This is a genomic window from Streptomyces sporangiiformans (assembly GCF_005768555.2).
Classification (GTDB): domain Bacteria; phylum Actinomycetota; class Actinomycetes; order Streptomycetales; family Streptomycetaceae; genus Streptomyces; species Streptomyces sporangiiformans.
Genome location: NZ_VCHX02000153.1, coordinates 14,752 through 27,499, shown reverse-complemented (window position 1 = coordinate 27,499; position 12,748 = coordinate 14,752). Strand labels below are relative to the sequence as shown.

Annotated in this window: 18 protein-coding genes; 17 read left to right on the top strand and 1 reads right to left on the bottom strand. The window is 66.6% G+C overall.

Translation table 11 applies throughout. The features are described from left to right. Positions 1-5: 5 nt before the first annotated feature. From FGD71_RS23980 to truA, 17 genes are all read left to right on the top strand, one after another. The gene (locus FGD71_RS23980; RefSeq protein WP_003948630.1) at positions 6-191 is read left to right on the top strand and encodes a type Z 30S ribosomal protein S14; all 186 of its coding nucleotides are present in this window, start codon (positions 6-8) and stop codon (positions 189-191) included. A 211-nt stretch (positions 192-402) separates the two neighbouring features. After that, positions 403-801 carry a 30S ribosomal protein S8 gene (gene rpsH / locus FGD71_RS23970; protein ID WP_004984520.1) on the top strand — a complete coding sequence of 133 codons (399 nt, stop codon included), beginning with the start codon at positions 403-405 and terminating at the stop codon, positions 799-801. Positions 802-825: 24 nt separating this feature from the next. Then, on the top strand, positions 826-1,365 hold the full coding sequence (gene rplF, locus FGD71_RS23965) for a 50S ribosomal protein L6 (RefSeq protein ID WP_119102575.1): 540 nt from the start codon (positions 826-828) through the stop codon (positions 1,363-1,365). 3 nt (positions 1,366-1,368) lie between these two features. After that, complete coding sequence (gene rplR / locus FGD71_RS23960; protein ID WP_119102574.1) at positions 1,369-1,752, top strand: 50S ribosomal protein L18; 384 nt, start codon at positions 1,369-1,371, stop codon at positions 1,750-1,752. A gap of 41 nt (positions 1,753-1,793) precedes the next feature. After that, positions 1,794-2,402 (top strand): 30S ribosomal protein S5, encoded by a 609-nt coding sequence (rpsE, locus tag FGD71_RS23955; protein WP_013001409.1) that lies wholly within the window; start codon positions 1,794-1,796, stop codon positions 2,400-2,402. Next, positions 2,402-2,584 carry a 50S ribosomal protein L30 gene (rpmD, locus tag FGD71_RS23950; RefSeq protein WP_119102573.1) on the top strand — a complete coding sequence of 61 codons (183 nt, stop codon included), beginning with the start codon at positions 2,402-2,404 and terminating at the stop codon, positions 2,582-2,584. The genes rpsE and rpmD overlap by 1 nt, the downstream gene beginning before the upstream one ends. A 2-nt stretch (positions 2,585-2,586) precedes the next feature. Then, the gene (gene rplO / locus FGD71_RS23945; protein WP_119102572.1) at positions 2,587-3,042 is read left to right on the top strand and encodes a 50S ribosomal protein L15; all 456 of its coding nucleotides are present in this window, start codon (positions 2,587-2,589) and stop codon (positions 3,040-3,042) included. 275 nt (positions 3,043-3,317) lie between these two features. Then, positions 3,318-4,631, top strand: a complete 1,314-nt coding sequence (gene secY, locus FGD71_RS23940; protein WP_119102571.1) for a preprotein translocase subunit SecY — start codon at positions 3,318-3,320, stop codon at positions 4,629-4,631. Further along, complete coding sequence (locus FGD71_RS23935; protein ID WP_119102570.1) at positions 4,631-5,308, top strand: adenylate kinase; 678 nt, start codon at positions 4,631-4,633, stop codon at positions 5,306-5,308. Before secY ends, FGD71_RS23935 begins: the two co-directional genes overlap by 1 nt. Positions 5,309-5,490: 182 nt before the next feature. Beyond that, entirely contained in the window at positions 5,491-6,327 is an 837-nt protein-coding gene (gene map, locus FGD71_RS23930; protein WP_119102569.1) for a type I methionyl aminopeptidase, read from the top strand. A gap of 391 nt (positions 6,328-6,718) precedes the next feature. After that, entirely contained in the window at positions 6,719-6,940 is a 222-nt protein-coding gene (gene infA, locus FGD71_RS23925) for a translation initiation factor IF-1 (protein WP_003948620.1), read from the top strand. A 58-nt stretch (positions 6,941-6,998) separates the two neighbouring features. Continuing rightward, positions 6,999-7,112 carry a 50S ribosomal protein L36 gene (gene rpmJ, locus FGD71_RS23920; RefSeq protein ID WP_003974245.1) on the top strand — a complete coding sequence of 38 codons (114 nt, stop codon included), beginning with the start codon at positions 6,999-7,001 and terminating at the stop codon, positions 7,110-7,112. Between the two features lie 193 nt (positions 7,113-7,305). Next, complete coding sequence (gene rpsM, locus FGD71_RS23915) at positions 7,306-7,686, top strand: 30S ribosomal protein S13 (RefSeq protein WP_119102568.1); 381 nt, start codon at positions 7,306-7,308, stop codon at positions 7,684-7,686. Between the two features lie 70 nt (positions 7,687-7,756). Further along, positions 7,757-8,161 carry a 30S ribosomal protein S11 gene (gene rpsK, locus FGD71_RS23910; protein WP_007443997.1) on the top strand — a complete coding sequence of 135 codons (405 nt, stop codon included), beginning with the start codon at positions 7,757-7,759 and terminating at the stop codon, positions 8,159-8,161. Positions 8,162-8,312: 151 nt separating this feature from the next. Further along, positions 8,313-9,335 (top strand): DNA-directed RNA polymerase subunit alpha, encoded by a 1,023-nt coding sequence (locus FGD71_RS23905; protein WP_003966937.1) that lies wholly within the window; start codon positions 8,313-8,315, stop codon positions 9,333-9,335. A 161-nt stretch (positions 9,336-9,496) separates the two neighbouring features. After that, complete coding sequence (gene rplQ / locus FGD71_RS23900) at positions 9,497-10,030, top strand: 50S ribosomal protein L17 (protein ID WP_119102567.1); 534 nt, start codon at positions 9,497-9,499, stop codon at positions 10,028-10,030. A gap of 79 nt (positions 10,031-10,109) precedes the next feature. Next, on the top strand, positions 10,110-10,967 hold the full coding sequence (truA, locus tag FGD71_RS23895) for a tRNA pseudouridine(38-40) synthase TruA (protein ID WP_119102566.1): 858 nt from the start codon (positions 10,110-10,112) through the stop codon (positions 10,965-10,967). A 72-nt stretch (positions 10,968-11,039) separates the two neighbouring features. On the opposite strand, the gene FGD71_RS23890 is transcribed toward truA, so the two are convergent. Next, positions 11,040-12,719: an acyltransferase family protein gene (locus FGD71_RS23890; RefSeq protein WP_119102565.1), complete on the bottom strand. Its 1,680-nt coding sequence runs from the start codon at positions 12,717-12,719 to the stop codon at positions 11,040-11,042. Positions 12,720-12,748: the final 29 nt, after the last annotated feature.

Sequence of the window (12,748 nt, the reverse complement as noted above, 5' to 3'; positions counted from 1 at the left end):
GCGAGATGGCGAAGAAGGCTCTGATCGCGAAGGCTGCTCGCAAGCCCAAGTTCGGCGTGCGTGGCTACACGCGCTGCCAGCGTTGCGGCCGTCCCCACTCCGTGTACCGCAAGTTCGGCCTGTGCCGCGTGTGCCTTCGTGAGATGGCTCACCGTGGCGAGCTGCCGGGCGTGACCAAGAGCTCCTGGTAATCCCCTCAATCAGGGATTTCAGAGGCTCTCGGTAAGTAAAGGGTTCGGTCAGGAGCCCACCCTTCCATGGCTTAGGCTTGGAGGGTTGGGCGCCTGACGCCCGTACGACTTACTACGCCGTAGGTCCACCGCGCCGCACCCGTCCCGTCTCGGATCGGGGAGAGGGATGGCGCACCAGGAAACCCCGGCGAGAGAGGCCGAAGGCCAATTTATGACCATGACTGATCCGATCGCAGACATGCTGACGCGTCTGCGTAACGCGAACTCGGCGTACCACGACTCCGTGGCCATGCCGCACAGCAAGATCAAGTCGCACATCGCGGAGATCCTCCAGCAGGAGGGCTTCATCACGGGCTGGAAGGTCGAGGACGCCGAGGTCGGCAAGAACCTCGTCCTGGAGCTGAAGTTCGGCCCCAACCGTGAGCGCTCCATCGCGGGCATCAAGCGGATCTCCAAGCCCGGTCTCCGGGTGTACGCGAAGTCCACCAACCTGCCGAAGGTGCTCGGCGGCCTGGGCGTGGCGATCATCTCCACGTCCCACGGGCTCCTCACCGACAAGCAGGCCGGCAAGAAGGGCGTAGGCGGAGAAGTCCTCGCCTACGTCTGGTAGCGGAAGGGAACGGAGGAAACAGCTATGTCGCGCATTGGCAAGCTCCCTATCGCGGTTCCCGCCGGCGTGGACGTCACCATCGATGGCCGTACGGTCGAGGTGAAGGGCCCCAAGGGCACCCTGTCCCACACCGTTGCCGCGCCGATCGAGGTCGTTAAGGGTGAGGACGGCGTTCTCAGCGTCACCCGCCCCAACGACGAGCGTCAGAACAAGGCCCTGCACGGCCTGTCCCGCACGCTGGTGGCGAACATGATCACCGGCGTGACCCAGGGTTACGTGAAGAAGCTCGAGATCAGCGGTGTCGGTTACCGCGTGCTGGCGAAGGGCTCCAACCTGGAGTTCTCGCTCGGCTACAGCCACCCGATCCTGGTCGAGGCCCCCGAGGGCATCACCTTCAAGGTCGAGGCTCCCACCCGTTTCTCGGTCGAGGGCATCGACAAGCAGAAGGTCGGCGAGGTCGCGGCCAACATCCGCAAGCTCCGCAAGCCCGACCCGTACAAGGCCAAGGGTGTCAAGTACGAGGGCGAAGTCATCCGCCGCAAGGTCGGAAAGGCGGGTAAGTAAGCCATGGCATACGGTACGAAGATCGCTAAGGGCGACGCTTACAAGCGTGCCGCCATCAAGCGCCGCCACATCCGGATCCGTAAGAAGGTCTCGGGTTCGGCGACGCGTCCTCGTCTGGTCGTGACGCGCTCGAACCGCCACATCGTGGCCCAGGTCATCGACGACATCAAGGGTCACACCCTGGCGTCGGCGTCGACCCTGGACACCACGATCCGCAGCGGCGAGGGCGACAAGTCCGCGCAGGCCAAGCAGGTCGGCGCCCTGGTCGCCGAGCGTGCCAAGGCTGCCGGTGTCGAGGCCGTCGTGTTCGACCGTGGTGGCAACCAGTACGCCGGGCGCATCGCCGCCCTGGCGGACGCCGCCCGCGAAGCCGGGCTCAAGTTCTGAGCCTGCCGTAGAGCTAGCGGAAACAGAGAGAGGTAATTCCAATGGCTGGACCCCAGCGCCGCGGTGGCGGTGCCGGTGGCGGCGAGCGGCGGGACCGGAAGGGCCGTGACGGCGGCGCAGCTGCCGCCGAGAAGACCGCATACGTTGAGCGCGTTGTCGCGATCAACCGCGTCGCCAAGGTTGTGAAGGGTGGTCGTCGCTTCAGCTTCACCGCGCTGGTCGTGGTGGGCGACGGTGACGGCACCGTGGGTGTCGGTTACGGCAAGGCCAAGGAGGTGCCGGCCGCCATCGCCAAGGGTGTTGAGGAGGCCAAGAAGCACTTCTTCAAGGTCCCCCGTATCCAGGGCACCATCCCGCACCCGATCACGGGCGAGAAGGCCGCGGGCGTCGTCCTGCTCAAGCCTGCTTCCCCCGGTACCGGCGTTATCGCCGGTGGCCCGGTGCGTGCTGTGCTCGAGTGCGCCGGCGTTCACGACATCCTGTCGAAGTCGCTCGGCTCGTCCAACGCGATCAACATCGTGCACGCGACCGTGGAGGCCCTGAAGGGTCTGCAGCGTCCCGAGGAGATCGCGGCCCGCCGCGGTCTGCCCCTCGAGGACGTCGCTCCCGCGGCTCTGCTGCGTGCGCGTGCCGGGGCTGGTGCTGCGTAATGGCTCAGCTCAAGATCACGCAGACGAAGTCGTACATCGGCAGCAAGCAGAACCACCGCGACACCCTGCGTTCGCTTGGCCTGAAGCGGGTCAACGACGTGGTCGTCAAGGAGGACCGCCCCGAGTTCCGCGGCATGGTGCACACCGTCCGCCACCTCGTGACGGTCGAGGAGGTCGACTGATCATGGCGGAGAACAACCCGCTCAAGATCCACAACCTCCGTCCCGCCCCGGGCGCCAAGACCGCCAAGACCCGTGTCGGTCGTGGTGAGGCGTCGAAGGGTAAGACGGCCGGTCGTGGTACCAAGGGCACGAAGGCCCGTTACCAGGTTCCGGAGCGCTTCGAGGGCGGGCAGATGCCCCTCCACATGCGTCTCCCGAAGCTGAAGGGCTTCAAGAACCCGTTCAAGACCGAGTACCAGGTCGTGAACCTCGACAAGCTGGCCGCTCTCTACCCCGAGGGTGGCGAGGTCACGGTGGCCGATCTGGTCGCCAAGGGCGCTGTTCGCAAGAACAGCCTCGTCAAGGTCCTCGGCCAGGGCGAGCTCTCCGTGGCGCTGCAGGTGACGGTCGACGCCGTCTCCGGCTCCGCCAAGGAGAAGATCACCGCCGCCGGCGGTACCGTCACCGAGCTCGTCTGAATACTCCGGACGTCTCGATGACTTGAGCGATCCCGACCGGGGATGCCCCACAAATGGGGCATCCCCGGTTGGTCGTTCCAAGGTGCCCCTTCTCGCCGGTATGGTGGCGAGCACTGTTGCTCTGTTCCATGCGGGGCTCCGCCCCGGGGCCGGCCGGCGTACCCACGGGGGAACTCTGGACGGCTTTTGGCTGTTAGTTAGCTGTCCGTTACTTATTCGTCGAACCTCAAGACCGTCACCTCTGACGCAGTTGCGCGGGGGTCGCAGGAGGCACCGTGCTCACCGCGTTCGCCCGGGCGTTCAAGACGCCCGACCTGCGCAAGAAGCTGCTCTTCACGCTCGGCATCATCGTGGTCTACCGGATCGGTACGCATATCCCGATCCCGGGCGTCGACTACAAGAACGTCCAGACCTGTATCGACAACGCCAACGCGAGCCAGGGCCTGCTGGGCCTGGTCAACATGTTCAGTGGTGGCGCGCTGCTGCAGATCACGGTCTTCGCGCTCGGCATCATGCCGTACATCACGGCGAGCATCATTCTGCAGCTGCTGACCGTGGTGATCCCGCGTCTGGAAGCCCTCAAGAAGGAGGGCCAGGCCGGTACGGCGAAGATCACGCAGTACACCCGTTACCTGACGGTGGCGTTGGCCATCCTCCAGGGCACCGGCCTGGTGGCCACCGCTCGCAGCGGCGCGCTGTTCCAGGGCTGCCCGGTCGCCACCCAGATCGTGCCTGACCAGTCGATCTTCGTGACGATCACGATGGTCATCACGATGACGTCGGGTACCGCTCTCGTGATGTGGCTCGGTGAGCTCATCACCGACCGCGGCATCGGCAACGGCATGTCGATCCTGATGTTCATCTCGATCGCCGCCACCTTCCCGTCCGCGCTGTGGGCCATCAAGCAGCAGGGCGACCTCGCGGACGGCTGGATCGAGTTCGGCACCGTGATCGCGGTCGGCCTCGTGATGGTCGGCCTGGTGGTCTTCGTCGAGCAGGCACAGCGCCGCATCCCGGTCCAGTACGCGAAGCGGATGATCGGCCGCCGCTCCTACGGCGGCACGTCCACGTACATTCCGCTGAAGGTCAACCAGGCGGGCATCATCCCTGTGATCTTCGCCTCGTCGCTGCTCTACATCCCGGCGCTGATCGCGCAGTTCGCGGGTGGGAACTCCGGCTGGAAGACCTGGATCGAGCAGAATCTCACCAAGGGTGACCATCCGATTTACATCAGCACGTACTTCGTACTGATCGTGTTCTTCGCCTTCTTCTACGTGGCCATCTCGTTCAACCCCGAGGAAGTCGCGGACAACATGAAGAAGTATGGTGGCTTCATCCCGGGCATCCGGGCTGGCCGGCCGACCGCTGAGTACTTGGGATACGTACTCAACCGGATCACCTGGCCGGGTTCGCTGTACTTGGGTCTGATCGCTCTCGTGCCGACGATGGCGTTGGTCGGTTTCGGAGCAAACCAGAACTTCCCGTTCGGTGGAACCAGCATCCTCATCATCGTGGGTGTGGGTCTGGAGACGGTGAAGCAGATCGAGAGCCAGCTCCAGCAGCGCAATTACGAAGGGTTCCTCCGCTGATGCGAATCGTCCTCGTCGGGCCGCCCGGTGCCGGCAAGGGAACGCAGGCTGCGTTTCTTGCCAAGAACCTGTCGATCCCGCACATCTCCACGGGCGACCTCTTCCGGTCCAACATCAACCAGAAGACGGAACTCGGCAAACTTGCCAAGTCCTACATGGACGCGGGGAACCTGGTACCGGACGAGGTCACGATCGGCATGGCCCGGGACCGTATGGAGCAGCCGGACGCCGCGAACGGCTTCCTGCTGGACGGCTTCCCGCGCAATGTCTCGCAGGCCGAGTCGCTGGACCAGGCGCTGAAGGCCGACGGGGTGGAGCTGGACGCGGTCCTGGACCTGGAGGTCCCCGAGGGCGAGGTGGTCAAGCGCATCGCCGGCCGCCGCATCTGCCGCAAGGACTCGAGCCACGTCTTCCACGAGTCGTACAGCCCGCCGAAGAAGAAGGGCGTCTGTGACGTCTGTGGCGGCGAGCTGTACCAGCGGGACGACGACACCGAGGAGACCGTCCGTAAGCGGCTGGAGGTCTACCACACGCAGACCGAGCCGATCATCGACTACTACCGGGCGCAGGGTCTGGTCGTGACGATCTCGGCGCTCGGCAAGGTGGACGAGGTCACCAAGCGTGCGATGGAAGCGCTCCAGCGCAAGGATGACGAGGACGACCGGGACGACGCCTAGGGCCTTGCGGCCCGGTTGTCCCGCTGTTCGGCCGCGGTGCCCGTGACGGGTGCCGCGGCCGTACTGTTGTGTACGTAGCTTTGTACGCGACGCTTTGTACACGACCGAGTTGTTGACGTAGCCGAACCTTCGGCTGAGAACCCGCCGGGCTTCGGCAGAAAAGACGGAGAGCGCAGGCCCTCATGGTGCAGATAAAGTCCCCCGAGCAGATCGCCAAGATGCGTGAGGCGGGCCTTGTCGTCGCCGCCATCCACAAGGCGACGCGGGAAGCGGCGGTGCCGGGGGCCACGACCAAGGACCTGGACGAGGTCGCCCGCAAGGTGCTGGACGAGCACGGGGCGAAGTCGAACTTCCTGGGGTACGGAGGCTTTCCCGCCACGATCTGCACCTCCGCGAACGAGGTCGTCGTGCACGGCATCCCGAGCGAGGACGTCGTCCTCAAGGACGGCGACATCATCTCCATCGACGCGGGCGCCATCGTGGACGGGTGGCACGGTGACGCCGCGTACACCGCGTTCGTGGGCAGCGGCCACGCCCCGGAGCTGATCGAGCTCTCCCGGGTGACCGAGGAGTCGATGTGGGCGGGCATCGCGGCGATGAAGCAGGGCAACCGGCTGGTCGACGTGTCGCGTGCCATCGAGACGTACATCCGCCGCCAGCCCAAGCAGGGCGGCGGCCGGTACGGGATCATCGAGGACTACGGCGGCCACGGCATCGGCACGGAGATGCACATGGACCCGCACCTGCTGAACTACGTCGAGCGGCGGCGGGGTAAGGGGCCGAAGCTGGTGCCCGGCTTCTGCCTGGCCATCGAGCCCATGGTGTCCCTGGGCACCCCGAAGACCGAGGTCCTCTCGGACGACTGGACGGTCATCACCACGGACGGTTCGTGGTCGTCCCACTGGGAGCACTCGGTGGCGCTGACGGAGGCCGGTCCCCTGGTACTGACGGCTCCGGACGGCGGCAAGGCCAAGCTCGCGGAGTACGGGGTCACGGCCGCGCCGGACCCACTGGCCTGACGGTGGCCGGGGCGGCGACGGCTGGTCGGAGGCCGGCGTAGCTGTTCGAAGCTTGTGGGGCGCTCTGGGCGCCGAGCCCGCGAGGGCGGCGTCGGGGTTGGTCTGCGCAGCTTTTCGAGGCTTGTGTGGCGCCCTGGGCGCCGGCCCGCGATGGCGGGTGTCGAGGGCTGGTCGGGTGCCGGACGGGGGCAAGGTCAAGTTGGCCGAGTGTGGGCTGTCCGTCGGGTGCCGGTTTCGGTGCGCCGCATGATGATCTCCGATGCGGGGCAGTCTTTCTCGATTCGTCTTTCCGAGGGCCCTGACGTAGACTGACTCGTCGACTCTCGTGTATTCGCATGTCTGCATGCGGTAACGCTGAGTCGCTCAAGGTAGTCGATTCGAAGGGCGAAGCGTGGCCAAGAAGCAAGGTGCCATCGAGATCGAGGGCACTGTCGTCGAGTCTCTTCCGAACGCCATGTTCAAGGTCGAGCTCCAGAACGGCCACCAGGTCCTGGCACATATCAGCGGCAAGATGCGCATGCACTACATCCGCATCCTCCCTGACGACCGGGTCGTGGTGGAGTTGTCTCCGTACGACCTGACGCGTGGCCGGATCGTCTACCGATACAAGTAGATCTTGCCCGCACTCCGCTTCGGCGGGGTGGTGGCACTGACCCGGAGAACCTCACCCAATGAAGGTCAAGCCGAGCGTCAAGAAGATCTGCGACAAGTGCAGGGTGATCCGCCGTCACGGCCGGGTCATGGTCATCTGCGACAACCCGCGCCACAAGCAGCGCCAGGGCTGACGCACGACCCACCTTCTGCATCCGCAGATTCTTCGCGCGACGCAAGCAGTACATGTTCATACGCAGAGCCCGGATCCACTGTTCACAGGGATCCGACACCCCCGGTCGGAGGCCGGGGACCCAGTTCGTACCTCATACGGCGGCTGGGAGCCGGTTCTGCGGAAGACCTCCGAACGACAACTGGAGCCATTGAATGGCACGCGTTTCCGGTGTTGACATCCCGCGCGAGAAGCGCGTGGAGGTCGCCCTCACCTATGTGTTCGGCATCGGCCGGACTCTCTCGCAGAAGACGCTGGCCGAGACCGGCGTCAACCCGAACACCCGCGTTCGCGACCTCTCCGAGGAGGAGCTGGTCAAGATCCGCGAGTACGTGGACAACAACATCAAGACCGAGGGTGACCTCCGTCGTGAGGTTCAGGCCGACATCCGCCGCAAGGTGGAGATCGGCTGCTACCAGGGCCTGCGTCACCGTCGTGGCCTGCCCGTCCACGGTCAGCGCACCAGCACCAACGCCCGCACCCGCAAGGGCCCGCGTCGCGCCATCGCCGGTAAGAAGAAGCCGGGCAAGAAGTAGTCCGCAGCGGACCACGCTTCATCAGCGGTCTTCGCTGTAGGACCGACCACCTCCCTGTAGGAGTAAAGACATGCCCCCCAAGGGTCGTCAGGGCGCTACCAAGAAGGTGCGCCGCAAGGAAAAGAAGAACGTCGCTCACGGCCACGCGCACATCAAGAGCACGTTCAACAACACCATCGTTTCGATCACGGACCCGACCGGCAACGTGATCTCCTGGGCCTCCGCCGGCCACGTCGGCTTCAAGGGCTCGCGCAAGTCCACCCCCTTCGCCGCGCAGATGGCTGCCGAGTCGGCTGCCCGTCGCGCGCAGGAGCACGGCATGCGCAAGGTCGACGTCTTCGTGAAGGGCCCGGGCTCGGGTCGCGAGACGGCCATCCGTTCGCTGCAGGCGACCGGTCTCGAGGTCGGCTCCATCCAGGACGTCACGCCCACCCCGCACAACGGCTGCCGTCCGCCCAAGCGCCGTCGCGTCTGACGTACGGACGCTTGGTTTGAGGTTTTCGGGCGGTACGGCTCTTTATATGAGCCGTATCGCCCGTACCCTTGCAGTACCCCGCCGGGTGACCGTGCGGGTTCCGTCGGGCGTCAAATAGCGGGCGCCCACGAATGAAGGATCTGATCCACACATGCTGATCGCTCAGCGTCCCTCGTTGACCGAAGAGGTCGTCGACGAGTTCCGCTCCCGGTTCGTGATCGAGCCGCTGGAGCCGGGCTTCGGTTACACCCTCGGCAACTCCCTGCGTCGTACGCTCCTCTCCTCGATTCCGGGTGCGGCGGTCACGTCCATCCGCATCGACGGCGTTCTGCACGAGTTCACCACCGTGCCGGGCGTCAAGGAGGACGTCACCGACCTGATCCTCAACATCAAGCAGCTCGTCGTGAGCAGTGAGCACGACGAGCCTGTCGTGATGTACCTGCGCAAGCAGGGGCCGGGTCTCGTCACCGCCGCCGACATCGCGCCGCCGGCCGGTGTCGAGGTGCACAACCCCGACCTCGTCCTCGCCACGCTCAACGGCAAGGGCAAGCTGGAGATGGAGCTGACGGTCGAGCGCGGCCGCGGTTACGTCTCCGCGGTGCAGAACAAGCAGGTGGGCCAGGAGATCGGGCGTATCCCGGTCGACTCCATCTACTCGCCGGTGCTCAAGGTCACGTACAAGGTCGAGGCCACGCGTGTCGAGCAGCGCACCGACTTCGACAAGCTGATCGTCGACGTCGAGACCAAGCAGGCCATGCGTCCGCGTGACGCCATGGCTTCCGCCGGTAAGACGCTGGTCGAGCTGTTCGGGCTCGCCCGCGAGCTCAACATCGACGCCGAGGGCATCGACATGGGTCCGTCCCCGACGGACGCCGCGCTCGCTGCCGATCTGGCGCTTCCGATCGAGGAGCTCGAGCTCACCGTTCGGTCGTACAACTGCCTCAAGCGTGAGGGCATCCACTCCGTGGGTGAGCTCGTGGCTCGCTCTGAGGCCGACCTGCTCGACATTCGTAACTTCGGTGCGAAGTCGATCGACGAGGTCAAGGCGAAGCTGGCCGGTATGGGCCTGGCCCTGAAGGACAGCCCGCCCGGATTCGACCCGACCGCGGCGGCCGACGCCTTTGGCGCGGACGACGACGCGGACGCCGGGTTCGTCGAGACCGAGCAGTACTAAGAGCTCGGGACCGACGCCGGTTCTTGGCTGCGGGACCGTTGTGGCTGGTCGCGCAGTTCCCCGCGCCCCTATGGGGCGCGGGGTCTCCGACAGGCGACCGCCTGCTCGGATACTGACCCCGGTACCTGATACGGCCGGGGCAGACACCTAGGAGAAACACCATGCCGAAGCCCACCAAGGGTGCCCGTCTGGGCGGCAGCGCCGCGCACGAGAAGCTGCTCCTCGCGAACCTCGCGAAGGCGCTGTTCGAGCACGGCCGTATCACCACCACCGAGGCGAAGGCCCGCCGTCTGCGGCCGTACGCCGAGCGTCTGGTCACCAAGGCGAAGAAGGGCGACCTTCACAACCGCCGTCAGGTGCTCCAGGTCATCACGGACAAGAGCGTCGTCCACACGCTCTTCACCGAGATCGGCCCGCGGTACGAGAACCGTCCGGGCGGCTACACCCGTATCACCAAGATCGGTAACCGTCGGGGCGACAACGCGCCCATGGCGGTCATCGAGCTGGTGGAGGCGCTGACCGTGGCGCAGCAGGCCACGGGTGAGGCCGAGGCTGCGACCAAGCGTGCCGTGAAGGAGGACGCCCTCAAGAAGGAGGACGTGCTCACGAAGGACGCTCCGGAGGCCACCGAGGCTGCCGAAGAGGTCGAGGACGCGAAGCCGGCCGACGCCGAGGGCGAGTCCAAGGACGCCTGAGGTTTCGCCTTGCGTTGAGCGGGTCCGCCCTTCGGGGCGGGCCCGCTTTCGTGTCCCCGAGTCCTGAGAGGATCTAGGTGTGAGTGACGAAGTGCAGCCCGGGTTCGTACGGGTGCGGCTCGATCTTTCGTATGACGGGAGCGAGTTCTCCGGGTGGGCCAAGCAGGCCGGGGGGCGGCGGACCGTACAGGGGGAAGTCGAGGACGCCCTGCGTACGGTGACGCGGTCGAGGGACACCACGTACGAGCTGACCGTTGCCGGGCGGACCGATGCCGGGGTGCATGCCCGGGGGCAGGTCGCGCACGTCGATCTGCCTCAGGGGCTGTGGGCGGAGCACCGGGGGAAGCTGCTCAAACGGCTGGCCGGGCGGCTGCCCAAGGACGTACGGGTGTGGGCCCTGAGGGAGGCACCCAGCGGGTTCAACGCGCGGTTCTCCGCGATCTGGCGGCGATACGCCTACCGCGTCACCGACAACCCGGGCGGCGTCGACCCTCTCCTGCGGGGCCACGTCCTCTGGCACGACTGGCCCCTCGACGTCGACGCCATGAACGAGGCGGCCCAAGCCCTCGTCGGGGAGCACGACTTCGCGGCCTACTGCAAGAAGCGGGAGGGCGCGACGACGATTCGTACGCTGCAGGAGCTGAGCCTGAGCAAGGGTGCCGACGGGATCATCACCGCCACGGTGCGCGCCGATGCGTTCTGCCACAACATGGTGCGGTCGCTGATCGGGGCGCTGTTGTTCGTGGGGGACGGGCATCGGGCCCCCGACTGGCCCGGGAAGGTGCTGGCCGTCGGCGTCCGGGACTCCGCCGTGCATGTCGTACGGCCGCACGGGCTGACGTTGGAGGAGGTCGGCTACCCGCCGGACGAGTTGCTGGCCGCGCGGAACAAGGAGGCACGGAACAAGCGGACGCTGCCGCCCACGGGCTGCTGCTGAGACTTCTGCTGACAGGCTCTGCCCGGCGCAGCCGCTCTCGGCCGCTGTGCGCCCGCTGTGCGCGGCGGACGGTTACCGCTGCAGCTGGTGCGCGCCCGCCGCGATGGCCAGGGAGGCCGCGGCGAACAGCGGGACCGCCGTGATCGGCCGCCAGTCGCGCGCTCGGCTCCGCTCAAGGGTGTAGTGCATGATCATCGCGGCCAGCCAGGTGAGTCCGGTACCCAGGATGAACAGCGCGTAGGGCTTGAGGTCGGGGGAGAGCATCAACAGCAGCCAGTACACCGGCAGGTGCAACAGGTACATGCTGTACGAGATCTGGCCGATCTCCATCAGCGGCTTCATCTGGAGCACTCGGGCCAGCGGGCCGCGGTCCGTGCTGAGGCAGGCGGCCGTCAGCGCGATCAGGAAGGCGATGACCGCCAGTCCGCCCTTGTAGAGCCGGGGGTCGTGGTAGGTGCTCACCTCGACGCTGAGGTAGATCACCCCGGCCAGGGACGCGATCGCGGTGAGCGAGGCGAGGTGGTACGCGAAGCCGCCCTTGGCCTGGCGCCGCCCGCTCCGGTGCGCCCGCCGCTGCACCAGGTACACGACGAACGCGGCCGCCGCGCCCGCCATGAAGGCCACGGCGCGGGTGTGCGTCGCCAGGTACAGGTAGTCGGCGTCGTGGACGCCGCGCCTCCACAGCACCGGCGCGACCAGTGCCGAGGCGCCGCAGATCAGCACCGTGAGCACCGCGACCGGCAGCACGTGTCTGCGGAAGACGGCGAAGGACACGACGAGGACCAGCGGCCACACCACATAGAACTGCTCGGTCAGGCTCAGCGACCACAGGGCGGACAGCGGCTGTACGGTCCCGACGTGGTGGTCCGAGTACGCGTCACCGCGGGCGATCTGGGCCCAGTTGCCGACCTGAAGGAGCGCCCCGAGCGCCTGCTCCGAGATGACGCGGGCCTCCTTCGGCGGGCTGGTGAGACGGGAGACCGCCACGACCAGGGCGAGGGTCACCAGCAGGCCCGGCAGCAGCCGCTTGAAACGGCGGCGGTAGAAGCGGCCGATGCGGATACGGCCGGTGCGCTCCACCTCGCGGGTGAGGACGAGCGTGGTGAGAAAGCCGGAGAGGACGAAGAAGGCGTCCACGCCGAACAGACCGCTGCTGAACCAGTTGGTGTGGTAGAGCAGCACGGAGAGGATGGCGAGTCCGCGCAGGCCGTCGACGGCCCCGAAGCGGGTCCGCATGGGTGCGGGCTCCGGAGGCGGTTCCGGTCTTGGTGCCGGTGCCGGTGCCGGTTCCGGTTCCGGTTCCGGCCTTCGGACACGGCCCGGGATACCGCCGTCGATGGGCTCGGGGGCGTACGGCTCGTAGGGGTGGTGCTGGGGCTGCCTCGGGGCGATCTGGCCGACGTACTGCTGCGGCACGGGCGGACGGCTGTACTGCTGCTGTCCGTAGCCTTGCTGCCGGTACGGCTGTTGGGGGTAGCCCTGCTGCTGTGCGTAGCCCTGCTGCCCGTAACTGTGCTGTCCGTACGGCTGTTGCGGGTACGGCTGTTGCTGGTAGCCGTGCTGCCCGTACTGTCCCTGCCCGTACTGTTCCTGCCCGTACTGTTCCTGCCCGTACTGTTCCTGCCCGTACTGTTCCTGCCCCTCGTGCGGCTCCGCGTACGTCTCCCCATACGTCTCCCCATACGTCTGCACGTACGGCTGCTGCCCATGGCCGTCGGGGCCCGGGTGGTCAGCGGGCGGCCGGCGACGCATGGGGTGCTCCGGAGTGCGCGAGGTCCTGC